General features: G+C 38.6%; 24 protein-coding genes. 20 read left to right on the top strand and 4 right to left on the bottom strand.

Going from position 1 to position 25,018, the window contains the following annotated elements; translation table 11 throughout:
* Positions 1–10: 10 nt before the first annotated feature.
* The 11 genes from fabD (at position 11) to CWB75_RS17825 (ending at position 10,090) form a co-directional block, all read left to right on the top strand.
* Positions 11–937, top strand: a complete 927-nt coding sequence (gene fabD, locus CWB75_RS17875) for an ACP S-malonyltransferase (RefSeq protein WP_138571357.1) — start codon at positions 11–13, stop codon at positions 935–937.
* 11 nt (positions 938–948) lie between these two features.
* Positions 949–1,695 carry a 3-oxoacyl-ACP reductase FabG gene (gene fabG, locus CWB75_RS17870; protein ID WP_010389634.1) on the top strand — a complete coding sequence of 249 codons (747 nt, stop codon included), beginning with the start codon at positions 949–951 and terminating at the stop codon, positions 1,693–1,695.
* Between the two features lie 250 nt (positions 1,696–1,945).
* A complete protein-coding gene (acpP, locus tag CWB75_RS17865; protein WP_008109873.1) occupies positions 1,946–2,182 on the top strand; it encodes an acyl carrier protein in 237 nt (78 codons plus the stop codon).
* A gap of 269 nt (positions 2,183–2,451) precedes the next feature.
* Complete coding sequence (gene fabF, locus CWB75_RS17860) at positions 2,452–3,690, top strand: beta-ketoacyl-ACP synthase II (protein WP_054200708.1); 1,239 nt, start codon at positions 2,452–2,454, stop codon at positions 3,688–3,690.
* Between the two features lie 68 nt (positions 3,691–3,758).
* Positions 3,759–4,556 carry an aminodeoxychorismate lyase gene (pabC, locus tag CWB75_RS17855; RefSeq protein WP_138571356.1) on the top strand — a complete coding sequence of 266 codons (798 nt, stop codon included), beginning with the start codon at positions 3,759–3,761 and terminating at the stop codon, positions 4,554–4,556.
* Positions 4,556–5,542, top strand: a complete 987-nt coding sequence (mltG, locus tag CWB75_RS17850; protein ID WP_138571355.1) for an endolytic transglycosylase MltG — start codon at positions 4,556–4,558, stop codon at positions 5,540–5,542. Before pabC ends, mltG begins: the two co-directional genes overlap by 1 nt.
* Positions 5,543–5,547: 5 nt before the next feature.
* Positions 5,548–6,174, top strand: coding sequence for a dTMP kinase (gene tmk / locus CWB75_RS17845; protein WP_010389641.1), 627 nt, complete (start codon positions 5,548–5,550; stop codon positions 6,172–6,174).
* Position 6,175: 1 nt separating this feature from the next.
* Positions 6,176–7,090, top strand: a complete 915-nt coding sequence (locus CWB75_RS17840; protein ID WP_138571354.1) for a DNA polymerase III subunit — start codon at positions 6,176–6,178, stop codon at positions 7,088–7,090.
* 12 nt (positions 7,091–7,102) lie between these two features.
* Positions 7,103–7,429 carry a PilZ domain-containing protein gene (locus CWB75_RS17835; protein WP_010389644.1) on the top strand — a complete coding sequence of 109 codons (327 nt, stop codon included), beginning with the start codon at positions 7,103–7,105 and terminating at the stop codon, positions 7,427–7,429.
* Positions 7,430–7,446: 17 nt separating this feature from the next.
* Positions 7,447–8,226 carry a TatD family hydrolase gene (locus tag CWB75_RS17830; protein WP_024601403.1) on the top strand — a complete coding sequence of 260 codons (780 nt, stop codon included), beginning with the start codon at positions 7,447–7,449 and terminating at the stop codon, positions 8,224–8,226.
* Between the two features lie 4 nt (positions 8,227–8,230).
* Positions 8,231–10,090, top strand: coding sequence for an alkaline phosphatase D family protein (locus tag CWB75_RS17825; protein WP_138571353.1), 1,860 nt, complete (start codon positions 8,231–8,233; stop codon positions 10,088–10,090).
* 132 nt (positions 10,091–10,222) lie between these two features.
* Here the strand turns inward: CWB75_RS17825 and CWB75_RS17820 are convergent, their stop codons facing one another.
* The 4 genes from CWB75_RS17820 to CWB75_RS17805 all read right to left on the bottom strand — a co-directional run bounded on the left by CWB75_RS17820 (position 10,223) and on the right by CWB75_RS17805 (position 14,859).
* Positions 10,223–11,539, bottom strand: a complete 1,317-nt coding sequence (locus CWB75_RS17820) for an O-antigen ligase family protein (protein WP_171039133.1) — start codon at positions 11,537–11,539, stop codon at positions 10,223–10,225.
* 64 nt (positions 11,540–11,603) lie between these two features.
* On the bottom strand, positions 11,604–12,149 hold the full coding sequence (locus tag CWB75_RS17815; RefSeq protein WP_138571352.1) for a hypothetical protein: 546 nt from the start codon (positions 12,147–12,149) through the stop codon (positions 11,604–11,606).
* Positions 12,150–12,170: 21 nt separating this feature from the next.
* Entirely contained in the window at positions 12,171–14,177 is a 2,007-nt protein-coding gene (locus tag CWB75_RS17810; RefSeq protein ID WP_138571351.1) for a bifunctional diguanylate cyclase/phosphodiesterase, read from the bottom strand.
* Positions 14,161–14,859: a transglutaminase-like cysteine peptidase gene (locus CWB75_RS17805; RefSeq protein WP_138571350.1), complete on the bottom strand. Its 699-nt coding sequence runs from the start codon at positions 14,857–14,859 to the stop codon at positions 14,161–14,163. The genes CWB75_RS17810 and CWB75_RS17805 overlap by 17 nt, the downstream gene beginning before the upstream one ends.
* Positions 14,860–15,120: 261 nt before the next feature.
* Between CWB75_RS17805 and galU the strand changes: the two genes are divergently transcribed.
* The 9 genes from galU to CWB75_RS17760 all read left to right on the top strand — a co-directional run bounded on the left by galU (position 15,121) and on the right by CWB75_RS17760 (position 25,008).
* Positions 15,121–16,014, top strand: coding sequence for a UTP--glucose-1-phosphate uridylyltransferase GalU (gene galU / locus CWB75_RS17800; protein WP_138571349.1), 894 nt, complete (start codon positions 15,121–15,123; stop codon positions 16,012–16,014).
* Positions 16,015–16,023: 9 nt separating this feature from the next.
* Positions 16,024–17,367 carry a UDP-glucose dehydrogenase family protein gene (locus CWB75_RS17795; protein ID WP_138571348.1) on the top strand — a complete coding sequence of 448 codons (1,344 nt, stop codon included), beginning with the start codon at positions 16,024–16,026 and terminating at the stop codon, positions 17,365–17,367.
* A 1-nt stretch (position 17,368) separates the two neighbouring features.
* Positions 17,369–18,286 (top strand): glycosyltransferase family 2 protein, encoded by a 918-nt coding sequence (locus CWB75_RS17790; protein WP_138571347.1) that lies wholly within the window; start codon positions 17,369–17,371, stop codon positions 18,284–18,286.
* A 20-nt stretch (positions 18,287–18,306) separates the two neighbouring features.
* Positions 18,307–19,536, top strand: a complete 1,230-nt coding sequence (locus tag CWB75_RS17785; protein ID WP_138571346.1) for an O-antigen ligase family protein — start codon at positions 18,307–18,309, stop codon at positions 19,534–19,536.
* Positions 19,533–20,495 (top strand): NAD-dependent epimerase/dehydratase family protein, encoded by a 963-nt coding sequence (locus CWB75_RS17780; RefSeq protein ID WP_138571345.1) that lies wholly within the window; start codon positions 19,533–19,535, stop codon positions 20,493–20,495. Before CWB75_RS17785 ends, CWB75_RS17780 begins: the two co-directional genes overlap by 4 nt.
* Positions 20,492–21,475 carry a glycosyltransferase family 2 protein gene (locus CWB75_RS17775; RefSeq protein ID WP_138571344.1) on the top strand — a complete coding sequence of 328 codons (984 nt, stop codon included), beginning with the start codon at positions 20,492–20,494 and terminating at the stop codon, positions 21,473–21,475. Before CWB75_RS17780 ends, CWB75_RS17775 begins: the two co-directional genes overlap by 4 nt.
* Positions 21,475–22,371, top strand: coding sequence for a glycosyltransferase family 2 protein (locus CWB75_RS17770; protein ID WP_138571343.1), 897 nt, complete (start codon positions 21,475–21,477; stop codon positions 22,369–22,371). The genes CWB75_RS17775 and CWB75_RS17770 overlap by 1 nt, the downstream gene beginning before the upstream one ends.
* A 66-nt stretch (positions 22,372–22,437) precedes the next feature.
* Positions 22,438–23,205 carry a glycoside hydrolase family 16 protein gene (locus CWB75_RS17765; RefSeq protein WP_171039132.1) on the top strand — a complete coding sequence of 256 codons (768 nt, stop codon included), beginning with the start codon at positions 22,438–22,440 and terminating at the stop codon, positions 23,203–23,205.
* Positions 23,206–23,565: 360 nt separating this feature from the next.
* The gene (locus CWB75_RS17760; protein WP_138571341.1) at positions 23,566–25,008 is read left to right on the top strand and encodes an oligosaccharide flippase family protein; all 1,443 of its coding nucleotides are present in this window, start codon (positions 23,566–23,568) and stop codon (positions 25,006–25,008) included.
* Positions 25,009–25,018 lie beyond the last annotated feature (10 nt).

Raw genomic sequence — 25,018 nt, 5'->3', positions numbered from 1 at the left:
AGAGCAAATTATGGCACAAAAAATTGCACTTCTTTTTCCAGGTCAAGGCTCGCAAACTGTGGGTATGTTACAAGAGCTACTAGCGAGTTCTGACATAGTAAAAGCTACATTTGCAGAAGCTTCAACCGCACTTGGTTACGACCTAGCAGACCTTGTACTTAACGGCCCAGAAGAAAAACTAAATCAAACACACCGTACTCAGCCTGCACTATTAACCGCAAGCGTGGCTATTTATCGTCATTGGTTAGCTGCAAACCCAGATGCAGACGTCGTTATGGCAGGTCACAGCTTGGGTGAGTATTCAGCTTTAGTATGTAGCGATGTGATCAGTTTAAGCGAAGCCGTAAAACTGGTTGAAAATCGCGGTTTATACATGCAAGAAGCCGTACCTGCTGGTGTAGGTTCTATGGCCGCTATTATTGGTTTAGGCGACGATGAAATTAAAGCCGCTTGTGCAGCAGCGGCACAAGGTGAAGTGGTTTCTCCAGTAAACTATAACTCGCCTGGTCAGGTTGTTATTGCCGGTCATAAAGATGCAGTTGATAGAGCCTCTGTTGCTTGTAAAGAAGCCGGAGCAAAACGAGCACTGCCATTATCTGTAAGTGTGCCGTCGCATTGTGAACTAATGAAACCAGCCGCAGAAAAATTAGCCGCCGATTTAACCGCTTTAACATTTAATACACCTAAGTGTGATGTAATTAATAATGTTGATGTAAAAGCTGAAGGTTCAGCAGATGCAATTAAAGAGGCATTAGTGCGCCAGCTATATAGCCCTGTACGCTGGACCGAAACGGTTCAAGCACTGGTTGCACAAGGTGTAACGCAAAGTTATGAATTTGGTCCTGGTAAAGTACTAACCGGGCTTGCAAAACGTATTGATAAAGCGATGGTGTGTGGTTCAGTTAACGACCTTGCATCAATCGATTCAGCTAAATAAGAGTATATAAAATGAGTAATTTATTTTCTTTAGAGGGCAAAGTTGTCCTGATCACTGGCGCTAGCCGTGGTATTGGTAAGGCCATTGCAAACACATTAGTAGCACAAGGTGCAAAAGTAGCGGGCACAGCAACAAGCGAGTCGGGTGCGGCTAAAATTAGTGACTACTTAGGTGATAACGGTAAGGGCTATGCGTTAAACGTAACTGATCCTGCATCGATTGAGGCGACATTAGCGGCAATTAAAGCCGATTTAGGTGATATTGATGTGTTAGTAAATAATGCAGGTATTACGCGCGATAATTTATTGATGCGCATGAAAGAAAATGAGTGGGACGATATTATCGATACCAACTTAAGTTCTATCTTCCGTTTATCTAAGGCCGTACTTCGCCCAATGATGAAGAAAAAGAACGGCCGTATCATCAATATCGGCTCAGTAGTGGGAACTATGGGTAATGCGGGTCAAGCCAACTATGCAGCTGCTAAAGCGGGTGTTATCGGCTTTTCTAAATCACTAGCGCGTGAGGTAGCCTCTCGTGGTATTACAGTAAACGTGGTTGCACCTGGTTTTATTCAAACAGACATGACCGATGATTTGACAGATGAGCAAAAAGCAGCAACGCTTGCAAACGTACCTGCGGGTCGTTTAGGTCAGCCAGATGAGATTGCAGCTGCAGTATGTTATTTAGCATCTGACGCCGCTGCGTATGTATCAGGTGAAACTTTGCATGTAAATGGTGCGATGTATATGGTTTAAGTTCGCAATGCGAATTAAATAAACTAGAAATTGCATGCGGGTTTGCTAAAAAATATTGAATTTTTCGCAAACTTGCTTTAAACATACTTGAAATCGCTGTGAAAATAAGCGATAAAAGATAAAATAAACACTCAAGAGGTTTGACCAGCAAATTATTTATGGTCAAAAGATTGAATCAGAGAATTATCGGACGTAAACTACGCCGCAATCTGAAAATAACGCATTGGCGTTTTTAATAAAGGAAAGAAGAATGAGCGATATCCAAGAACGCGTAAAGAAAATTATCATCGAACAGCTAGGTGTTAAAGAAGAAGAAGTTAAAAACGAAGCTTCATTCGTTGATGACCTAGGTGCAGACTCTCTTGATACTGTTGAATTAGTAATGGCTCTTGAAGAAGAGTTCGATACTGAGATCCCAGATGAAGAAGCTGAAAAGATCACTACAGTACAATCTGCAATCGATTACGTTACAGCTCACGCTGAGTAATTAATCGCAAATTAAGGGCAGCATTCGCTGCCTTTAATCTTTATATCCAAACCACCTCAAAGTACATGATTCAATTCCAAACCCTCACTCATCATCAGCAATTAAATTGTTATTGCTTAGCGTTGGTTAATGGTTTGAGACTCGCACTTTGAGGTAGCTTGGGTATGATCATCCCCAATACTAATAACATAACTAGCAACAGCGTTAACGCTGAAATAAACTGAGCTAAGTTAATTGGTATAATAATAATTCCTTATTGGAGGCAAACCGTGGCTAAACGTCGTGTCGTCGTAACTGGCTTAGGAATGTTGACGCCGCTAGGCAATGATGTTCAATCAACCTGGCAAGGCTTATTAGATGCTAAAAGTGGTATTCAAAATATTACCCACTTTGATACATCAAAATTTGGTACTCACTTCGCTGGTTTAATCAATGATTTTGATGCATCGGCTTACATGTCACCAAAAGATGCTAAAAAAATGGATTTATTTATCCAGTATGGCATTGCAGCGGGTGTTCAAGCTTTTCAAGATTCTGGCCTCGAAGTTACTGAACAAAACGCATCACGCATTGGTGTAGCGGTGGGTTCAGGCATTGGTGGCTTAACCCTTATTGAAGAAAACCACGTAAAATTATTAAACAGCGGCCCACGTAAGTTATCGCCGTTTTATGTACCGTCTACCATTATTAATATGATCTCGGGTCATTTATCTATAATGCACGGCTTACGTGGTCCTAATATTTCAATTGTAACGGCATGTACTACAGGCCTGCACAACATTGGTCACGCCGCACGTATGATTGCCTACGGCGATGCCGATGCAATGGTTGCCGGTGGTGCAGAAAAAGCGTGTACGCCAATTGGAATGGGTGGCTTTAACGCCGCACGTGCGCTTTCAACGCGTAATGACGATCCACAAGCAGCGTCTCGCCCGTGGGATAAAGACCGTGATGGTTTCGTACTTTCTGATGGTGCCGGTGTGGTGGTTGTTGAAGAATACGAACACGCTAAAGCCCGTGGCGCTAAAATTTATGCAGAACTTGTTGGTTTTGGCATGAGTGGTGATGCCTACCACATGACCTCACCACCAGAAGATGGCGCAGGTGCAGCCCTGGCAATGGAAAACGCATTAAACGATGCGCAAGTAAATGCTGAGCAAGTTGGCTACATTAACGCACACGGTACGTCTACTCATGCGGGTGACAAAGCAGAAACGTCAGCGGTTAAAACCATTTTTGGTGATTCAGCTAAAGATGTAATGGTAAGTTCATCAAAATCTATGATGGGTCACTTACTTGGAGCGGCGGGCTCTGTTGAGTCGATAGTGTCTATTTTATCGTTGACCGAGCAAAAAGTGACGCCAACAATTAACTTAGATAATCCTGATGAAGGCTGTGATTTAGATTACGTGCCGCACACCGCACGTGATGCTAAACTTGATTACGCTTTGTGTAACTCATTTGGGTTTGGTGGTACTAATGGCTCGTTACTGTTTAAAAAGGTATAATCTTTTTTAACAACGAACGATAATAAGAACCCAGTTGTTTAACTGGGTTTTTTTATGTGTAAAAAAATATGCAAACAATAATAGCAGCAAACGAAACCAGTAGCATAAGCACCCGTGATAGGGGCTTAAACTATGGCGATGGCTTTTTTACCACCGCAATGATTACTGATGGACAGGTTGAGCATTGGGCTTATCACAAAGCACGCTTGATTGAATGCGCGCAGCGTTTAGGGTTTCCGGCGCTTGAGTTTACAGCTCTTGAGTCGCACATTACTCAGCAAGTAGCATCACAGGCGCAAGCGGTTGTTAAAATTGTGGTAACACGCGGCGAGGGCGGGCGAGGCTATGCGCCACCAAGCGAATGTAATTTAAATATTATTGTGAGTGTTTTACCTTATCCAAAACATTACAACAGCTTACCAGATACGGGCATTAGTTTAGCTATTAGCCCGATTAAGCTGGCCGTTCAACCTCATTTAGCTGGGCTTAAAACTTTAAATAGGCTTGAACAAGTATTGATCAAAAATGCCCTGCAAGCTCAGCATACCGATGATGCGTTAGTCCTTGATTGCAACAACAATGTAATTGAAACCTCAGCGGCTAATATTTTTGCAATAAAAAATAATAAGGTATTTAGCCCAAGGCTCGATGAATGCGGTATTAAAGGTGTTTTTCTACAATCTTTATGTGATAAATTAGCCGTTGAATTTAAAACTGTCAGCGTTGATGACCTTACCCAAGCAGACGCCGTATTTTTATGTAACAGCTTAATGAAAATTGTGCCCGTAAAAAGCCTAGACGAGCACTATTTTGATATTGTGCACAGCCAATCATTACTAAACGAGTTACTAGCCAAGGAGGCTTAGTGTTAAAAGTTATATTATCAGTATTACTACTGGCTTTTTTTAGCTCTGTGATTGGCTACCAGCAATTACAAGCAACGATTCAAACGCCACTAAAGGTAGCTACTAATACCCAATTTAAAGTTGAAAAAGGCACCGGTTTTAATAAGTTATGTCGCCAATGGCAACAGCAGCAGTGGCTAGAGGATTGCTGGCGGTTTCAAATATTAGCTAAACTCGACCCGACCTTGACTGACCTAAAAGCAGGTTTGTACGAGCTAAGCGCAGATAGCGTAATAAACAACATAAAAAAAATAAACCAGGGCGAGCAAATTAGTTTTAGTTTTACCATTATTGAAGGTCAAGCACTTAGAGATGTATTAAATACGGTAAAAATTGCTCCACATTTACAAAACGATTTAAAGCTCGAACAGCTTGGCGAGCAAATAATCGGCAAGCAAACTCACCTTGAAGGGTGGTTGTTTCCCGATACTTATCATTATCATAGTAACGACAGCGCGAGTAGTTTATTAAAACGCGCTGCGCAAAAAATGCAGCAAACATTGGCAGATGCATGGCAGCAACGGGCAAGTGATTTACCTTACAATACCGCCTATGAAGCCCTGATAATGGCTTCTATTATCGAAAAAGAAACCGCGCTTGCCAGTGAGCGCCCGTTAATTGCTTCGGCGTTTATTAATCGCTTAAATACCAATATGCGCTTACAAACCGACCCAACCGTAATATATGGACTAGGCGAAGATTTTGACGGCGATATCAAACGTAAAGACCTAAGAAATTACACCCCGTATAATACCTATCGTATTAACGGATTACCGCCCACACCGATTGCTATGCCTTCCAAAGAAGCTATTTTAGCGGCGGTAAATCCGCCCAAAAGCGAGTATGTTTACTTTGTAGCAAAAGGTGATGGTAGTCATCAGTTTTCAACCACATTAAAACAACATAATGCGGCGGTTAACCAGTATATTTTAAATAAAAAGAATTAGTGTTTATGAAACCAAAATTTATAGTTATAGAAGGCCTAGAGGGCGCGGGTAAATCTACCGCCATTGCCCTGTGCCAAGACTTTTTAAATCATCACCATGTTGATTTTATCAATGTGCGCGAACCCGGTGGAACACCACTGGCTGAATCGTTACGTACTTTAGTAAAAGCAGAACACCAAGAAGAAATAGCTTTTGAAACTGAGCTGCTAATTATGTATGCCGCGCGTTCACAACTAATGCATAATGTGATCAACCCAGCGCTTGAACAAGGCCAATGGGTATTGGCTGATCGTCACGATTTATCGTCACAGGCGTATCAAGGCGGTGGGCGAGGAATTAGTGCAAACACGTTAGCGTCGCTATCGTCTATGGTGTTAAAAGGTTTAAAACCCGATTTAACTATTTACTTAGATATAGACCCTGTTATTGGCCTTGAACGTGCAAAAGGCCGGGGTGAGCTAGATAGAATTGAGCAAGAAGCCATTGAGTTTTTTCAGCGCACCCGTATGCGTTACATTGAGCTTGCAAATGATGACGACAGCATAAAAACAGTTGATGCCAACCAAAGTATTGATAAAGTGCACCGTGATATTACCAATGTACTACGCACGTTTTTTTCAGGGTTAAAATAATATGGCATTGCCGTGGCTTAATGAGGTAGAGCAACGTTTAACTCAAAGCTATAAAGCGCAACGTTTTCATCATGCGCAACTGTTTTGTGGGCCCATTGGGGTTGGCAAATTTGAACTAAGTGAGCAACTCGCAAACAGTTTGCTATGCCAAAATACGCAAGTACAGTTAAGTAGCCCCACTAGCGTACTAAGCCCTTGTGGGCAATGTAAAAGTTGTTCATTAAACTTAGCGGGTACACACCCTGACAAACGCATTACCCAAGTAGAAGGGCAAAGCATAGGTGTTGATGATATTCGCGGCATAAGCGATTTTATGCACCAGTCCGCGGCTCAAAATGGCAATAAAGTAGCGATTATTCAAAACTGCGAAAAAATGACCACCGCAGCCGCTAATGCGTTATTAAAAACCCTTGAAGAGCCAAGTAATAGCCGGTTTTTAATTTTGACTACCAGCCAAGTGGCGCAGTTACCAGCGACTATTTTAAGCCGTTGTGCTAAAACCGAAGTTAAAGTAACTAATAATCAATTAGCTCAACAATGGCTTAGCTCTCTAGATGTGCCTAATTATCCGTGGTTGTCGTTATTTTATAGCCAACCACTACAAGTAAAGCAGTGGCAACAGCAAAATCAGCTAGAAAATATTGATACGCTTTATAAATTTGCAACTGAGTTTAAACAAAGCCATAATTTCAATGCGTTAGTCGATATAATAAATAAACAGCCTGAGCTTGTTCGTATTTTTACTTTATTTTTAAGTGAGCAGCTTAAACAACAGCTTTTAAATGGTATGAGTTTTGACTCTTACCAAGTAGCTCAGCAAGCGCTGAATGATTTTTTACAGAATAATATACAAATACTTGGGCTAAATTTACCGCTTGCGGTATCACGACTAGCGTACATATTACGTAACCAATAAAAAGGACTAGATATGCAAGAGCTATTAGTAGATATAGACGACCTTGACGAACTATATCGCTGTTACATGCCTTTTTTAAAAAAAGGTGGCTTATTTGTACGCACTAATATGCGTTATGAACCAGGATATTCACTTGCCTTACGCGTTACCTTGCCAGATGCGCTAGAAGATGACGTGGTTACCGGAAAGGTTACGTGGGTCACTCCACAAGGCGCTCAGAGCTCAAATCCACCGGGGATCGGCATTAGCTTTTTAGATGACAAAACCAATCTAAACGCGAAGATCGAAAAACTGCTGGGGACTATGTTAAACTCCGGCAATCCAACTTATACCATGTAGTAAAAACAGGCCTTATTTTGATTGTAGATTCTCATTGCCATTTAGACCGTCTTGATTTTGATAAACTCGATTTAAACCTAGACCAAGTACTTGATAACGCTCGCGCTAAAAAAGTAGAACATTTTTTATGTGTAAGCGTCACACTTGATCAGTTCCCCAATATGCTAGAGCAAATAAAACATTACAACGACGTTTCTGCGTCATGTGGTGTGCACCCGCTTGATCAAAAAGACGCACTCAATAAACAGCAATTAATTGATTTAGCCTCACACGACAAAGTAGTAGCCATTGGCGAAACTGGGCTTGATTATTACTATGCAAAAGACACTCATGCAGTGCAACAAGCGAGTTTTGTTGGCCATATTGAGGTAGCTAATGAATTACAAAAGCCACTTATTATTCATACCCGTGATGCCCGTGCCGATACCATTAATTTAATGCGTGAGCACAAAGCAGAAAATTGCGGTGGAGTATTACACTGTTTCACTGAAGATTGGGATATGGCCAAAAAAGCCATTGATATGGGTTTTTATATTTCTATTTCAGGCATTGTGACTTTTAAAAATGCGGTAGAGCTTAAAGAAGTAGTAAAACAAATTCCACTCGATCGACTGCTTATTGAAACCGACTCGCCTTACTTAGCGCCAGTACCATATCGTGGTAAAACTAATCAGCCAGCGTATGTTGAAGACGTTGCTTATTACATTAGTGAGCTCAAAGGCATTAGCTTTAACGAGTTGGCAAAAGCCACCACTGATAACTTTTACTCTTTATTTAAATTAGCAGCTAAAGGCTAACCTCATGACGACTCTCTCGGTGCAACACCCACTGTTACTTATGGGGCCCATGGTGCGCCGAGCAGAAAAAACCGCAGTATGTATTCAGTTTGCTACTTCAAAGCCAGTAAATTGCCGTATAGAGTTAATTGACTACGAGTGCTATAGCGAGCAAGACACCATAAGGCTGGGGGAGCATTTATTCTTACAGTTTGTGGTAATTAAACCTATAAACAGCCAGTTCCCGCGCGATACCTTATTATCATACCAACTATTTTTTGATGACAGCCCTGTTGATTTATCTTCGTTTAGCTTTAATAATCAGCCATTACCTGAATTTGTGATCCCCAAAAAACTGACACAAATATTACATGGTTCGTGCCGCAATGCGCATCATCCTGCAAAAGACAGCCTAGTAAGCTCAAGCCATTGGCAAGCCGTTCAGCGAAGTAATGAACAGCAGGGTGCACAGTTATTATTGCTTTCGGGCGATCAAATTTATGCCGACGATGTAGCGGGCCCTATGCTACTAGCGATACATCAGCTAATTAAGCACTTAGGTATTTATAAAGAGCAGCCACTTGATTTAGATTTACCCGCTGATATTGCAGAACAGTTGTATGGTCGCCATTACTTGTTGCCAACTACCTCATGGAAAAACCGCTCAAAACTAGGTATTGGCTATTGGTTAAAAAAAGACGAACCGCATTTTTCTAGTGTAAAAGCGTATAACCACCTGATTCATTTTGAAGAGTTCGTAGCGCTGTATTTACTCAATTTTAGTAGCCAAGCATGGCAATACATTAACCTAAATAACTTAAGTTACTCAGGTGGTAACGAAAAAAATCAAACGCTATTTAATGCAGAAAAAGCCGCATTAATTGACTATGCACAAGGTTTAGCAGAGGTAGAGCGATTGTTTGCCAATGTATCTACCTTAATGATGTTTGATGACCATGATGTAACCGATGATTGGAACCTCACCGCAGGGTGGGAGCAAGCCATTAATCAAAACCCTAGCAGCAAGCGTATTGTAAATAATGGCTTAGCGAGCTATTGGTTGTTTCAGGGAATGGGCAACGACGCACTACAAAAAACCGGATCGTTACTGAGCCCTTTTAACGACTGCTTAGCTGGCGACAAGCAATGGCAATTTAAAGCGTTTGATAAACACCTTAACGACTTTAGCCATTGGCATTATGAGTTAATGACCATTCCTAAAGTGGTGGTGCTCGATACCCGTACTCACCGTTGGCGTAATGAGCAAAACTTTAATGAACCCTCAGGCTTACTTGATTGGGAACGCCTCACAGAGCTTGAAGAAAGCCTATTAAGCCATGACCAAGTCATTATTGTATCGCCTGCTCCAGTATTTGGAGTTAAATCGATAGAGGCAATTCAAGCGGTGTTTAACATGTGTGGGCAACCACTTATGGTTGATGTAGAAAACTGGATGGCCCACGAAGGCTCAGCCAAAAAGTTACTCAACACTTTTAGACGCACAGACACTCCAAACGAAACACTGATTTTATCGGGCGATGTACACTATTCATTTTGTTTTTCGGTGCAAAAGCGTTTTGGCGATCATCCCAACAGAATTTGGCAACTTACAGCCAGTGGCATTAAAAATGAGTTTCCACGCAAGCTAATAAATGTACTCGACAAGCTCGACTCTATTTTATACGGCCCTAAAAGCCCACTTAACTTTTTTACCAAACGCTGGCATATGGAAGTAGACAAGCACCAAACTAAAGGAAAAGGGCAAAAGTACCTAGTAAGCGATTCAGCGATTAGTTTAGTCACGCTTGAAGCGGGTAATTTAGCAAGGTACCAACTAATCCACGGCGACGGCCACACCACCGAATTTGATTTAGAAGAGCAGTGATTTAATACAAGAATTAGGTCGCTATTATTGCCAACTTGTAGCAGCGATTTCATGTCGCGTCATTTTTTTAATGTCGCGAGCGACGGGCGACGGGTTTCGAGATTAGGCCCGTAACCCGACCCCCGTAGCCCGTTAACTTCGTCGTTTTTTAATCCGTTTTGGTGCCGGTAACTTGTTGGTTAATATAGCCAAACATAACACCACTATAAACAGCATTGAGTTTGCACCGGCCTGCAAAGAGTAATCAACCGACGAATGCAGCATCATGGCTATAATGGCAGTAGCACAGCCAAACGCCACCCCCTGATAAAGCGCTGTTTTACGCGTTCTCATAGTATTAATACATAACCACAAACAATAAAGCACTAGCAGCCCTAGCAACGCTGTGGCAGGAATACCCAGCTCAACTGCAAATTGTACATAATCGTTATGCGCATTGTCGTAGTAGCCAGAGTAGGGCTCAGATTGAAATGCAGGAAATGCGGTATAAAAAGTACCGCCACCAGAGCCAAATAATGGGTTATCTAAAATCAGCGGAATTGAGTCACGTACAACTTCATCCCGTGTTTCCGATTGCAAGCTGGTTTCGCTAATACGTTGTTTTACTTTTTCTACATCGAAAATAGCACCAATAATAATTAAATCGATAATAAAAAAGCTCACAATCAGCAATTTAAAGGCTTTAGGCTTTTGCTTATAAACAAACAGCGCCAATAAGCTCACTATAATTAAGGCGATAAAAAAGGCCGAATTACCCATACGGCTACGAGTTAAAATAAGCGCCACAATAATAATAATTAATGAAATACGTAAAATGATTTTAGAACTTAATAATATTTCGGCCCAGGCACGTAGCGTTTGCTTTAAAGTAGGTTTATAGCCGTTGTTAGTGCGTTTTAGTTCGCTAATTAAAACACCAATGCCTAAACATAGGCACAATGCTAAATAGTTAGCTAAAAAGTTAGAATAGGTAAAAGTGCCAATTGCACGATCGGTGTGTTTGTAGCCAAATAAAGGGCTTACTATATCGGGAGATAAGTTTAAATAACTAGCGTACAACGCCTGAAATACACCGGCACAAATAACAGCATAAATTAACTTTTTAATTCGCTCTGCACTATTGCAGTAGTTAAATATTAACCAGCTCAGCATGAGTAAAAAACAGGTTTTTAATAACATTTGTTTGGTTTGAAATGCATCAACACTCACGCCAAACAGCTGTATACCACAAACTAAAATAACTGCACTTAGAGTAAAAAATAGTGGCCAGGAATAGCGAGGCGGAAATAGTGCTTGGTTGTTATTTAACACACTGTGGGTAAGGTGAGTAATAAAGGTAAAGCTAGTTAAAATGCCAATAGCTAAAATTGCCCAAGGTCGGTAACTACCTAAAGGAAGAGGAAGTAGAAATAGGATCAAACAAATTAAAAAAAATATAAAACGATTCAAAATAAACTCAAACAAAGTAAAAACGCAGCCAATAGGCTGCGTTTGAATATACTTATGGTAAAAACTAGTTACCGACTTCAGATATACCGTTATCACCGCCTGTACCACCAGAGCCTGGAGGTGTTGGTAATGTTGGTAAACTGCCTACTGGCGGAGCAGGCTGACCTACACCCGGGCCTGCAGCGGTTGCTTCAGAAGCAGTTGTAGCGTCAACACCTGCAGTAATTGCAGCAAGTGTAATTGCATCAGAGTCTAAACCTGCAGCCGTAAGTGCAGCTAAAAAGTCAGAAATTAACGGATTGTCTGCACCAAAATTGGCAACAACAGCTGCAACCATCGCATCAATGTCTGCAGCGCCACACGCGGCATTTAGTAATTTCTCGTCTAATTCAACTTTTTCTTTGTTTTTACAAATACGTTTAATAGCTTCTACTAAGTCTTCGCGTAATTGCTCAGATGAAGTATCTGCCGTAACGTTATTAAGAATGTCAATAATGTTATTTATGCTCACTTCTTGAACCACAGCATCGTTATCCGTTTGTGCATAGGTTGGAAGAGCAGTAAGAGCTGTTGCGCTAGCTACTAAGCCAGCTAAAAGTAATTTTTTCATTTCTCGTCCCTAGGTTGAGTTTTAATTGCAAAATTTTAGCGCATCGGCGCAAAAAGTAAACTCTTTATTTACGCCATTTTCATTAGATTTAATAATTTTTGATGGTGACAGTATTAAATTACCTTGTACCCCATCACATCCCAAGGATTCGAGTATCTCTAACGTTTCAGTCTTTTCAATTAAACAGGCTAAAACTTTAATGCCAAAGCCATGACAAATATTATTAACTGTTTGAATATAAAATTGACTTTGTGGGTTAGTTACTAAGTCTTGAATGTAGCTACCATCTATTTTTACATATTCAATATCAAGACCTTGTAAATATCTAAACGATGTTAAGCTGGTGCCAAAGTGCTCAATACATACATTAATACCCAGCTCTTTAATTGCATCTATATGTAACGAAGCTACGTGCACATTATAGAGCAAACCAATTTCATGTAGTTCGAATACCAGATTTGTTTTAATAACGGGTTTAGTGTGCGAATAAAGGGTGAGCCATTGTATAAAGTCAGTTGAGTACAACGATGCCTTGCTAATATTAAGTGCAAATACATCATTAGGGTAATGTTCTTTTATATCTACAAAGCTTCGTATAATTTTTTTATCGAGTTCTTCGGTTAAATTTAACTTTTCAGCCATGGCGAATAAGTGGCCATTATTTACTTTTTCACCCTCATGAATAAAGTGGGCAAATACTTCAAAATAACATTGAGAGTCAGTTTTATTCGCTTGCTTTACGGGCTGCACTGAAAAGCTCACTTCACCCGCATTGATAATCGACTTAATTAAAGTACGCCATTGGTTAACACTAAATAATGACTCTTTATCGGTATTGTCTAATGTAGCATCTTCGCCAAAAGTGCAACTAGTATCAAGCAACGACAATACTTCGCCCAAGGCAGCTCCTTGCTCAATGCCAACTATGGCTAAATTAGCGTAACCATTAATGTGTGAGCTATTTTCTTTTTGACTTAATTTATCACTCAGATCTAAACGAGCTTTACTTAAAAATAAAACATCATACGGGGCCAATAAAACGAACGTTCCCCCGTTGAGCCTAAATAAAGATGAATTTGGTAACTCATCAGCAAGCTGTTTAAGTATTTTTGCTGCATCAAGTACATGCTGATCGCCATCTTGATAGCTTACAACTTGGTTAATATTATTTAACGAGGGCAGGGTAAGCATCATTGCGGTAATGGGTGTATCGTCAGTAATATTATTAACAACTGAATTAAAGTGGTTTTCAAACGACTTACGGTTACCTAACCCCGTTAATGAGTCTATGTATACCTCTTCGGTCAGTGCTTGAGTTTGTTTTGTTAGTGAGTCAAACGTACTTTGTAGATTTAAAACCATGTTATTAATGGCTTGTGTAACAGTGCGAAGTTCTCGTGCAACCGGTATTTCTTTATTTAAGGTAAAACGCTTTCGTGTTACTAGCATAGCTTGGTTTTCTACTGCTTGTAGTGGCTTAAATACCGCACGTAATATTAAAAATGCAATTGCCAGCGAAGCTGCTAACAGTAAAAACGAGCTGTATAAGCTGCGCAAGGTGTGCTGCCACAAGGTTAAATACGATTGCCCAGTATGGCTGGTTACATCAAGAGTGCCTGCCATCATCCAGCCATTATTTATTTCAGAATGCATAGTTGGTGCACTTAGTTCAACAGCACCTATAAACCAGCTAGGAACAGACTCTACACGCTTAGGGTTTTGTAATTCAAAAACGATGTTGTTTTGCACGTCAGTAAATTTAATTTGGCTATAGTAACCAGAGTCAAAAATAGCGGTTGCCATCGTCTCGGCAATCATTAGGCTGTCGTCTTCTAAATAAGGAGAGATAGAAAGACCTAAACTGGTAGCGGTATCTTGCGCGTGGCTAGCCATTTGCGTTTGTAAGTAATTACGGGTTGTATCAACGTCGGTAATAACGCGCACACAAAACGAAATTATCGAAATTAAAATTATCAAGCCATATACTTGAGTCTTTAAACTCAATCCATATTTAAAGAGTCGAGACATAACTACTAGTTCCTTTATTGTTATCGTTGGCAGGCGCAAGCTCACCTTGTTCAATTCGCTCAAGCATAGTGTTCCAAGCAGAAACACCACGACTATTTTTAACCTTATTACCTAACCCTTTCGATTTAGCTAACCATAAACCTTGGCCATTAAAACTATATATAGGTTTTAAGTCACCACGGTTACTAGCAGGTACCAATTTTGTATTAAAGTTATCAAGCACTAGCGGTATTTGATTAGGCTGTTCAAAGTATATAAGCACCATGTGAGGTTGATTAACCGTACGCTGGCGAACATACATAAAGCGTATTTTATCTTCAGGGATTCCTAAGGCAATTAAAGTAAAATACTTTGCAATAACATAGTCTTCACAGTCACCCATTCCTACCCCCAAGCTTTCTAATGGCGTGGCCCAGTAATCTTTTTTTTGCCAAAGCTCGTCATCGGTTTTGTACTTTATGTGTTTATTAAAAAAGTCATTGACTAAATGAATTTTTTGCCATTCGCTTTTGTCAGCCGAGTCATCTATGAAACTCAGCCATTTTTTTATTCTTTGGTGGCCAGCATCACCATAAAACTGTTTGGCACGGGTAATTATATCGCTATTACGCAAATGTAAAAGCATGTCTTGTGCACAAGCAAAAAAAGACACTAATATAATTATGCAAATTCCTACCCGCACAAAGCCCATCCCTAAAAAATTAACGCGCTAATTATATTCCCATTGAAACTAAAATGATAGGTTACAAAAAAAGCAAAAATCTATTAGTTAACAAAAATTTAACATAAAACAATCAAAAAGACTGCTTTTTATCTTGAGGGATTAAATGTGTTGTGTATAATAGCCGCCCATACGGACAGTAGCACTTAAAATATTTGCTTAATTTGGCAAAAACATTAGCAAGTAGCTACGGAATAAAAAAGTTAAGAAAAAGGAATTGAAGTGAAAGTATTAAAAGCAGTCTTGCCTGTTGCAGGCTTGGGTACGCGTATGTTGCCAGCTACTAAAGCAACGCCAAAGGAAATGCTTCCACTAGTCGATAAACCTCTCATTCAATACGTTGTAAACGAAGCAGTAAAAGCCGGCATTAAAGAAATTATACTGGTTACCCATGCATCTAAAAACGCAATAGAAAATCATTTTGATACCAGCTTTGAACTAGAAGCGACCCTAGAGGCCCGCGTAAAACGCAGCTTGCTAGAGGAAGTTCGTTCAATAATCCCGCGAGATGTAAGCATTATATCGGTTCGTCAATCAGCGCCGTTAGGCTTAGGTCACGCAATACTTGAAACCCGGCCAATTATTGGCAATAACCCTTTTGCTATTTTGTTGCCCGACGTAATTATCGATCAATATAAATCAAATCTTAAGGTTGATAACTTAGCTCAAATGATCGACCAATTTGAGCGCACCCAGCATAATCAAATTATGGTTGAGCCCGTCCCACATGAAGAAGTGCATAACTATGGTGTGGTTGATTTAGCAGGTAAAAAAATCCAGCCCGGTGAAAATGCAGCCATTACCAATATGGTTGAAAAACCAAATAATGACGAAGCACCCAGTAATTTAGCCATCACAGGTCGTTATGTTGTATCGCCTGCTATTTGGGATTTACTCGAATTTACGCCTCCTGGTGCTGGCGGGGAAATACAATTAACGGATGCATTACTGCAGTTACGTCATCTTGAAACAATTGAAGCGTATCATTTAAAAGGTAAGTCACACGACTGCGGTTCAAAACTAGGCTATATGCTCGCAAATGTAGAATACGCAATGCAGTCAAGCACAATGGGTGAAGAGTTTACTAAACGTGCTAAAGCACTACTAGGGTCTTAAAGGTTTAAAATGAAAGTTACATTTTACGGAATTGGCTATGTAGGCCTTGTACAAGCCGCTGTTCTGGCAGATTCAGGACACGACGTATGCTGTGTTGATATCGATGAAACTCGCATAGAAAATCTAAAAAAAGGCATTATTCCTATTTATGAGCCAGGTTTAACACCGTTAGTTGAAAAAAACTTCGCGCAAGGGCGTTTAACATTTACAACAGATGCTCAATTTGGTGTTGAATTTGGTGAACTGCAGTTTATTGCAGTAGGAACTCCGCCAGACGAAGATGGTTCTGCAGATCTAAAATACGTATTAAAAGTAGCAGAAACCATTGCTACATATATGAAAAGTCCAAAATTAATTATCGACAAGTCAACAGTACCTGTTGGCACTGCGGATAAAGTTAAAGCGACAATACAATCTGTACTTGATAGCCGTAAAAGTGATTTAACCTTTTCAGTGGTATCAAATCCTGAGTTTTTAAAAGAAGGGGCTGCAGTTAATGATTGTAAACGTCCTGATCGCATAATTATTGGTACAGATTCAGCTGATGCAGAAGAACAAATGCGAGAACTATATGCGCCATTTAATCGAAATCACGAAAAAATTATAGTAATGGATATTAAAAGTGCCGAGCTTACCAAATATGCTGCTAACTGCATGCTTGCCACTAAAATCAGCTTTATGAATGAAATGGCGAATATCGCTGAACACGTGGGTGCTAACATTGAACATGTACGCCACGGTATTGGTTCAGACCCGCGTATTGGCTACCAGTTTATTTACCCAGGTTGTGGCTACGGTGGCTCATGCTTCCCAAAAGATGTACAAGCACTTGTACGAACAGCCGGTAATATCGGTTACGAATCAAAAATTTTAAAAGCAGTTGAAGCCGTAAACTATGCGCAAAAAAATAAGTTGTTTGAATATATAAGCAAACATTATGGTACTACAGAGGATAGTCTTGATTTAAGTGGTAAAACGTTTGCTTTATGGGGTTTAAGCTTTAAGCCTAATACGGATGATATGCGAGACGCGCCAAGTCGTGTTCTCATGGAACAGCTTTGGAAAGCGGGTGCTAAAGTACAAGCATACGATCCTGAAGCGATGAATGAAACTCAGCGTATCTATGGAACGCGTTCAGATTTAAGCTTAATGGGGACTAAAGAATCTGCGCTAAACGGTGCTGATGCTCTCGTTATTTGTACTGAATGGCAAAACTTCAAAGCACCAGATTTTTCTTTAATTAAGCAGCAGCTTAGTGAAGCTGTTATTTTTGATGGCCGAAATTTATTTGAGCCTGAAAGATTAGCAAAAAAATCATTCCGTTATTATTCAATTGGCAGGTGCAGTGTATAACATGAAAATATGTTTATCTATTTTGACAACGGGAACCAGACCAGAAACATTATCATTTTGTTTGAATTCAATCACTAAATTAAGATTACCTGTAGTTGATAAGTTTAGTGTATTAATTGTAGAGAATAATGCTTTACCTAATGAAGGCGTTGTCTCATTAATAAATAGTTTATCTGAAACATCAGATATTGAATTTACACATGTTTTAGAGCCTAAAAAAGGCATTCCATATGGCAGAAATGCTGGGCTTAAATTTGCAATTGATAACAACTATTCTCACTTGGCTTTTGTTGATGACGACGCTGAGATTGATACTGAGTGGCTTTATGAGTTAGTAACGAGACTTAAGAACGACGATGTTCAAGCTGTTACTGGGCCACAAAAACCTATATTTCCAAAAAATACAAAACCTGTATTCAAAAATGCGACTGTTTACAAAGAACGCAATTTAGATGACGGTAAATTGTGCAAATGGGCAGCAACAAACAACGTATTATTTGATGTAAAGTTTGCCAATGAAAATGGAATCTGGTTCAGCGAAGATATGAAAACCGGTGGAAGTGATAAAGAGTTTTTTTCTCGTTACTCAAAAGCAGGGGCCAAGATCTGCTGGGTCAAAAATGCGATTGTTAATGAATATGTAGAAAATGAACGTATCAACTTCTCTTGGGCTATAAAAAGAACATTTAGGTTTGGTGGTACAGGTTACAGAATAGAGCAATCAAATAAAGGGAAATCACTTGCTTTAGCTTTTTGTTTCTTGAAAGGGGCTATTTATATTTTAAAAGGCTTTTTAGGGTGTTTACTTTTGCCGCTCAAGAAAAACAAAAGTTGGTTGGATGGCCCTTGTGATATTGCCCATGGGGTTGCTTTCTTTACCAGTGTTTTTACTGGTGGAAAACTTAAAAAATACACATGAAAAAACAGTGACAACTTACAATGCTAAAAATTAATAAGCAATTTGTGGAAAGTGCTCTGCTATTTATGTGTTTTACAGGTCTGTTATTTAATACGCTGTTTGGCGCTATAGCGGCATTATGTTTTTTAATCAGTGGCGTGCTGTTTTGTATACTTTACGAAAATAAATTATTAGACCTGCTTATTAATAATAAGCTGCTTTTAGCAATACCATTACTAGCTATGGTATCTAGCGCTTGGTCAGATATCCCACTTACAACATTACGAGGTGGTATTCAGTTATTGCTGACTACAGTATTTGCAATGATAATCGCAGCGGCTGTTCGTTTTGATTCGTTCATTAAAATTGCAGGGTTCTGTTTTTTTGTAACAATGTTTTTATGCTTCGTATCTGACAGGTATGCCTTAAATGGTATGACAGGCGAGCATAGCTTAATCGGTATATTTGATAGTAAAAACTTTTTATCAATGAATGCAGCTTTAAGCGTTTTAGTTGGCTTTGCTGTTTATAGCAATACTAACCTTCGGCCAAAAGTTAAAATGTTTGGGCTAGTGCTAGTTGTTTTGTCATTTTCAGTTTTGCTCAAAGCCAATAGCTTAGGTTCCATAGTAACAACCATTTTAGTGATCCTATTGGCTTTTTTATATATTTATTATCAGAGGATTAAATTGTCTTTGTTTGTAAGAGGTCAATTTAACTGGCTTATAGTTATAAGCTTTTTAATTTTCGTTGCAACTTTAATTTTAATTGGGAATAGCAACACATTTGATAATGTAATGTACGATCTGGGTAAAGATCCAACATTAACAGGGCGTACATTTATTTGGTCACGAGGGATAGAGAGTATTACTGAAAATCCAATTTTTGGATTGGGATTTCAAAGTGCATTTTATGTAGGCAACCCATTAGCAGAAGAAATTTGGGAATTTGCTCATGTCCCTTCAGGTGCTGGATTCAACTTTCATAATATGTATATCGATATAACGGTAGAAATGGGGCTACTAGGTGGTTTTATTTTTATTTTGTTACTTGGCAAGTTTATTCGGTTATTAGCGAACAACAAAAAATTAGAATTTGGTAGTAAAGAAGGGTTTGCTTTTATGGTGTTCTTGTATATGTTTTTGCAGACCTTTTTGGAAGCTGGTTGGTTTTCACAATTTACAATTTCACATTTTTTAATATGTGCTGCATGGATTTATTTAAAACAAAAAACTGAATTAAGGTCTATAAAATTAAGGTGGAATGTATGAGTGGCGTTATAGTATTTGGTGGTTCTGGCTTTATTGGCTCACACCTTATTAATAAATTAGTTAAGAGTAACACATCGCCAATAATTTCAGTCGATATAAAACCACCAAAAGTAAATGTTGAAGGTGTTACTTATATAACTGCAGATGTGAGAGATTTAAGTGCGTTTTCACTTAATGGTAAAAGTATCAGCACTATCTATAATTTTGCAGCTATACATACAACCCCAGGCCATGAACACCATGAATATTATGAAACTAACATTTTAGGTGCGAATGAGGTAACTAAGTTTGCTGAAAATAATGACATAAGTGAGATTATTTTCACCAGTTCTATCTCAGTGTATGGAGCAGGCGAGAGCAGAAAAACTGAGGCATCAACACCAACTCCAGTTTCGTCTTATGGTTATTCTAAAATGATGGCAGAGCAAATTCACAAAACATGGCATGAGCGTAATAAAAGCTCAAAACTGATCATTGTCAGGCCTGCAGTTGTGTTTGGTCCGGGTGAGGGGGGTAACTTTACCCGCCTTGCTAGCTTGTTAGATAAAGGTTTTTTTATATACCCTGGAAGAAAAGATACTATAAAATCATGTATTTATGTTGATGATTTACTTTATGCAATAGAGCACGCCCGAAATAAAAACACTCACTTTGTTTTATTTAATGGTGCATATACCACTCGCTATACCTTAGAAAACATTGTAAATGCTTTTCAAGATCAGCACTTTCCAAATGTAAAAACCATGCTATTTCCTAAAGGTGTAATGTTGGCTGGTGCTTCATTATTAAAAGCAGTGAATTTTCTAGATATCGGTATTCACCCTGAACGTATTTTAAAACTAATAAACTCCACTGATGTATACCCCCAGTGGCTCGAAGATGAAGGCTTGTTATTTGATAATGGCCTTAAAAATGCACTCGCTAAATGGGCCCAAGATACTAATGGGAGCTTTAAGTGAGTGAATTAAATTTATTAGTGGTAATACCTTGCTTAAACGAAGAAGCACACATAGCGAAATTGTTGCAGCAACTCACTAACGAATCACCTAAACTCATTGTTGTTGCTGATGGTGGAAGCAGCGATAACACGTTAGCTATTGTTAATAGTTATTGTAAAAATTATCCAAATATAAAATTAATCAATAACCCGAAAAAAATTCAAAGTGCTGGAATTAATTTAGCTGTAGAAAAATTTGGCAACGATTTTACTTATTTTGCAAGAGTAGATGCACATGGGGAATATCCGTCAAACTTTTTAAAAACACTTTATGAAGAAGTGTTAGCAGTCAAGGCAGATTCTGTCGTGATAAGCATGGATACAGTCGGAATAAATAGTTTTCAAAAGGCCGCTGCCTGCGCACAAAACTCTAAATTAGGTAATGGCGGATCTGCTCATCGTAACGATAGTAATGAGGGTAAGTGGGTTATTCACGGACATCATGCGCTAATGAACATTCAAGCATTTAAGAAAGTAGGTGGCTATGATGAGGTATTTATTGCAAACGAAGACGCAGAGCTTGATTTTAGGCTAACTTCTGCAGGGTATAGAATTTGGTTAACCGCTAAAACAAAGATGAAATATTTCCCACGGGATTCTTTTAATCGCCTCTTTGTTCAATATTATCGTTATGGTGTAGGGCGTGCGAGTAACGCTTTAAAGCACAAACAAATTCCTAAAATACGACAGTTAATACCCTTATCAGTATTTCCATGCTTGTTAATTTGTTTACTTGCTCCAATTAGCTGGATATTTACTATTCCTTTTATTGGCTGGCTAAGCGTGTGTTTAGGTTATGGAGCTTTGCTCGCTTTGAGGAGTCGTTCATTAACTAATCTTCTATCAGGATTTATTGCAGCTACCATGCATTTTGGTTGGTCAATTGGTTTTTGCAATAAGTTGATTACCAATTCAGTTTCTTTCGTTACGGGTAAACCATAATGGCTGAAATTACCATTGCTATATGTACATATAAGCGAGCTGAAATACAGCAAACGTTAGCCTCAATAGCAAATCAGGTATTACCTGAGGATGTGTATATTCGAGTGATTGTTGCTGACAACGATGTTGAGCCAACAATGCGTCGACTCATCGAAGAAACAGCTAAAAGTTTAGGTATTACGCTTACATACATCCATGCACCATCTCGAAATATATCCATTGCGAGAAATGCGTGTTTGATCAATTGTGAAACTCAGTGGCTAGTTTTTATTGATGACGATGAAACAGCCTCAAATACGTGGCTATCTGAATTATATAAAACTGCATTAAATGAAAATGCCGATGTTGTTTTAGGCCCAGTAATATCGGTTTACCCAAGCAACGCACCAAATTGGATAGTTAAATGTGATTTCCATTCAACTAAACCTGTATTTGTTAATGGCGTAATTGAAACAGGGTACACAGGAAACACCTTGTTGAAATTAAGCTCTCAATATTTTGAAAACGAAATGTTTAATTTGTCGCTTGGTAAAAGTGGTGGCGAAGATACAGATTATCTATCAAGAGCTTTCAAAAAAGGGGCAAAATTAGCTTTTGCTGAGAACGCCATAGTTCATGAGCCTGTTCCAAGTGAGCGAGCAACTTTGAACTGGTTGATAAAACGTAAGTTTAGGGTAGGTCAAACTTATGCACTTACTCTATTTAACGCTACTAGTAGTAAGTTTTTTATTACTCAACTTATGTTTAAAGCATTCTCAAAGTTTACATTTTGCTTAATTATGATGGTGTTATTTTGCTTACACCCTGTTAAACGATACAACTGGTTGCTAAGAGGATGTTTACATTTTGGGGTGGTAACTAAGCTGTTTGGTGTGAAAAATATTGAGTTGTATTAATCTATTATGTTTATAAATTTCCGTTTTTTTACCTCACTATTTTTATGTCTTTTTTTTTCACAGAGCGTGTTTGCAAGTGTTGGAAGCTTAATTTGGAATGATGAATTTAACGTTGATGGGCTACCTGATAGTAGTAAATGGCATTACGAACAAGGGTATGTTCGTAATGGCGAAGCTCAACGATATGAAAAAGCAAATAGCTCAAATAGCCGAATAGAAAATGGATTTTTAATAATAGAGTCGCATTATCAACCTGCTAAAAAACCAGAAAATCTATGGCAGTATTTGTTTGATGAACAGCCAAAAGATAGATACAGCTCAGCAAGCTTAACAACAGAGCACTTACCAGGCTTTGGATATGGTCGAATTGAGGTCAGGGCTAAGCTACCACAGGGGCGTGGTGTCTGGCCTGCTATTTGGTTGCTTGGTAGTAATATAAAACAAGTGGGTTGGCCGATGTGTGGCGAGATTGATATTATGGAGTATGTTGGTTTTGAACCAGACAAAATTCACTCAGCTATTCATACAAGTAACCGAAACCATAGAAAGAATAATGCAGCTAATGGTTCTTTAAGAGTCAATAATCTTGCAAATGAGTTTAAGGTATATAGTGTTGAGCGCACTGCCGAACGCATTGATTTTTATATTGATAATTTACTGCATTACAGCTACCACAAAGAAGACAATACCATTAGCTCTTGGCCATTTGATCAACCAATGTATCTAATTATTAACTTAGCTATTGGTGGCGGCTGGGGTGGAAAAAAAGGAATAGATAACACTATTTTTCCACAGCAGTTTGTAATTGATTACGTCAGAGTCTATGGCCAGTAGTTTATATCATTATTTCATGAAAGTAGAGCTGTGAAGTCGCGTTCTTAATATTTCTCAAATCAACGGCAGAATCAATTTCCGAATGCTCTTTACGAGCTATTAATGTAGAACTTTTATAATTTTTAAAGAAGCTAAAACATTCTCCATATTAAAGGCTATGTTTGATTCTTTTTATATTAAATAAATTAGTATGGAAGATAAAATAATTTATGTTAACAATACTTAGATCTATGACTTGTAGTTTAATAGAGTATATTACGCCTTTTTCAACTCAGGTTGCTAAATTGTGGTACCTACGAAAATATTTTTATTTTACAGTTGTTAAATATTTATTGGGTTTTAAGAAAAAGAACATTATTAATGAGTAAAATTAAAACCGTTGCCAATGGAGCAAGTTGGGGGGTTTTTGCAAGTGGTTTTTCAACACTGTTAAAATTTGCCACAATACCAATATTGGCCAGAATGTTAACACCTGAAGATTTTGGCGCTGTAGCTGTTGCAATGGTAGTAATAATGTTTTTCTCACTTTTAGGTGGGAAAGGTGGTTTATCTGCAGCACTTATATATGAAGATAAGTGCACTCAGTTAACGTGGAATTCAGCATTACTAACTAATTTTTTCATTGGAATAGTTAGCACATTAATTCTGTTTATATATGCTCAGGAGATAGCCGAATCATTCGGTGCTTCTGGATATTATCACATACTACAAATTCTCTCTTTAATCATTCCACTGCAATTTATGAATGATATTCTTTCAGCAAAATTATTTAAAGAGTTACGTTTTAAAACTGAATCTAAAATATTGAGCATAACAGACTTTACATCTGTGTTGATTGCAATCGTGCTTGCATTTTACGGAGCTGGTGTTTGGGCATTAGTTGCCCAGCATGTAGTAGCTAATTTATTAAGACTTCTTCTACTATTACTCGTTACAACTGGTTGGTCTTTTAGTTACTCTTTTCAGGAAATAAGAGTACTTTATAAATTTTCATTTCAAACATTTTGGGTTGAAATTGCAAATTTTATCTCATTTTATGCTCCTATCGTTATAGCTTCTAAAGTTATAGGGGTCGCTGCATCGGGTGATATTTCAGTAAAAAACCGTATTACCGCACTACCGGGAGATATCATTCAGCAGGGAATTGCTAAAGTACTGTTTCCAATATTTGTAAGTACTAAAGATAAAGGGGATCAAAAGGAACTTCTTTTGTGGAGTATATGGGTAAATTCAATATTAATGATGCCAATGCTAGTAGGTTTAGCAATTATCTCTGAGTCTGCAGCTAAGGTGCTCTTAGGGCATAATTTTCAGGCAGATTGGTTGGTTCTCTCTTTTTTAGCGTTATCGCGCGCAATTACCGCCCCGTGTGCTGGAATGAACCCTTATCTTAAAGGTGTTGGTCAAATAAGACTATTGTTGATTGCATTTATCATAAGAGCAGCATTAGTTGTTTTGTTTTGTTTTTTTGGAGCAACTAATTTTGGCTTAATCGGCCTTTCCCTCGCATTAGTTGGGTCATCATTCATATCGTTTTTTATTTTATTTTATTTTGTAATGTTATCTTCTGAGTTAACTTTTTCAGAGTTAATTGAGCCAATTAAAAAGCCTTGTTATGCCATATTATTCATGTCTACTACAACAGGGCTTTTTGTATTTTACTGTGATGAGGGACTTATTGAAATGCTACTTGGTTTTTCTATTGGATTACTAAGCTACCTTTCAGCACTTTATATCCTATATCCTGAACTAAGGAAAGTAACGTCACTTTCTTCACTAAAAACATTTTTCATTAAATTTTAATGATAAGGAA

This window comes from Pseudoalteromonas sp. S1608, from assembly GCF_005887265.1.
Classification (GTDB): Bacteria; Pseudomonadota; Gammaproteobacteria; order Enterobacterales; family Alteromonadaceae; genus Pseudoalteromonas; species Pseudoalteromonas undina.
This window is presented reverse-complemented; position numbering and strand designations above follow the sequence as displayed.

Excerpts from the sequence above, each read along its gene's own strand:
- CWB75_RS17790 (WP_138571347.1), top strand. The coding sequence starts at position 17,369 with ATGAAAATATGTTTATCTATTTTGACAACGGGAACCAGACCAGAAACA.
- CWB75_RS17780 (WP_138571345.1), top strand. The coding sequence starts at position 19,533 with ATGAGTGGCGTTATAGTATTTGGTGGTTCTGGCTTTATTGGCTCACAC.
- CWB75_RS17785 (WP_138571346.1), top strand. The coding sequence starts at position 18,307 with ATGCTAAAAATTAATAAGCAATTTGTGGAAAGTGCTCTGCTATTTATG.
- CWB75_RS17795 (WP_138571348.1), top strand. The coding sequence starts at position 16,024 with ATGAAAGTTACATTTTACGGAATTGGCTATGTAGGCCTTGTACAAGCC.
- tmk (WP_010389641.1), top strand. The coding sequence starts at position 5,548 with ATGAAACCAAAATTTATAGTTATAGAAGGCCTAGAGGGCGCGGGTAAA.
- CWB75_RS17835 (WP_010389644.1), top strand. The coding sequence starts at position 7,103 with ATGCAAGAGCTATTAGTAGATATAGACGACCTTGACGAACTATATCGC.
- fabG (WP_010389634.1), top strand. The coding sequence starts at position 949 with ATGAGTAATTTATTTTCTTTAGAGGGCAAAGTTGTCCTGATCACTGGC.
- acpP (WP_008109873.1), top strand. The coding sequence starts at position 1,946 with ATGAGCGATATCCAAGAACGCGTAAAGAAAATTATCATCGAACAGCTA.
- CWB75_RS17770 (WP_138571343.1), top strand. The coding sequence starts at position 21,475 with ATGGCTGAAATTACCATTGCTATATGTACATATAAGCGAGCTGAAATA.
- CWB75_RS17760 (WP_138571341.1), top strand. The coding sequence starts at position 23,566 with ATGAGTAAAATTAAAACCGTTGCCAATGGAGCAAGTTGGGGGGTTTTT.
- CWB75_RS17810 (WP_138571351.1), bottom strand. The coding sequence starts at position 14,177 with ATGTCTCGACTCTTTAAATATGGATTGAGTTTAAAGACTCAAGTATAT.
- CWB75_RS17840 (WP_138571354.1), top strand. The coding sequence starts at position 6,176 with ATGGCATTGCCGTGGCTTAATGAGGTAGAGCAACGTTTAACTCAAAGC.
- CWB75_RS17815 (WP_138571352.1), bottom strand. The coding sequence starts at position 12,149 with ATGAAAAAATTACTTTTAGCTGGCTTAGTAGCTAGCGCAACAGCTCTT.
- CWB75_RS17825 (WP_138571353.1), top strand. The coding sequence starts at position 8,231 with ATGACGACTCTCTCGGTGCAACACCCACTGTTACTTATGGGGCCCATG.
- fabD (WP_138571357.1), top strand. The coding sequence starts at position 11 with ATGGCACAAAAAATTGCACTTCTTTTTCCAGGTCAAGGCTCGCAAACT.
- pabC (WP_138571356.1), top strand. The coding sequence starts at position 3,759 with ATGCAAACAATAATAGCAGCAAACGAAACCAGTAGCATAAGCACCCGT.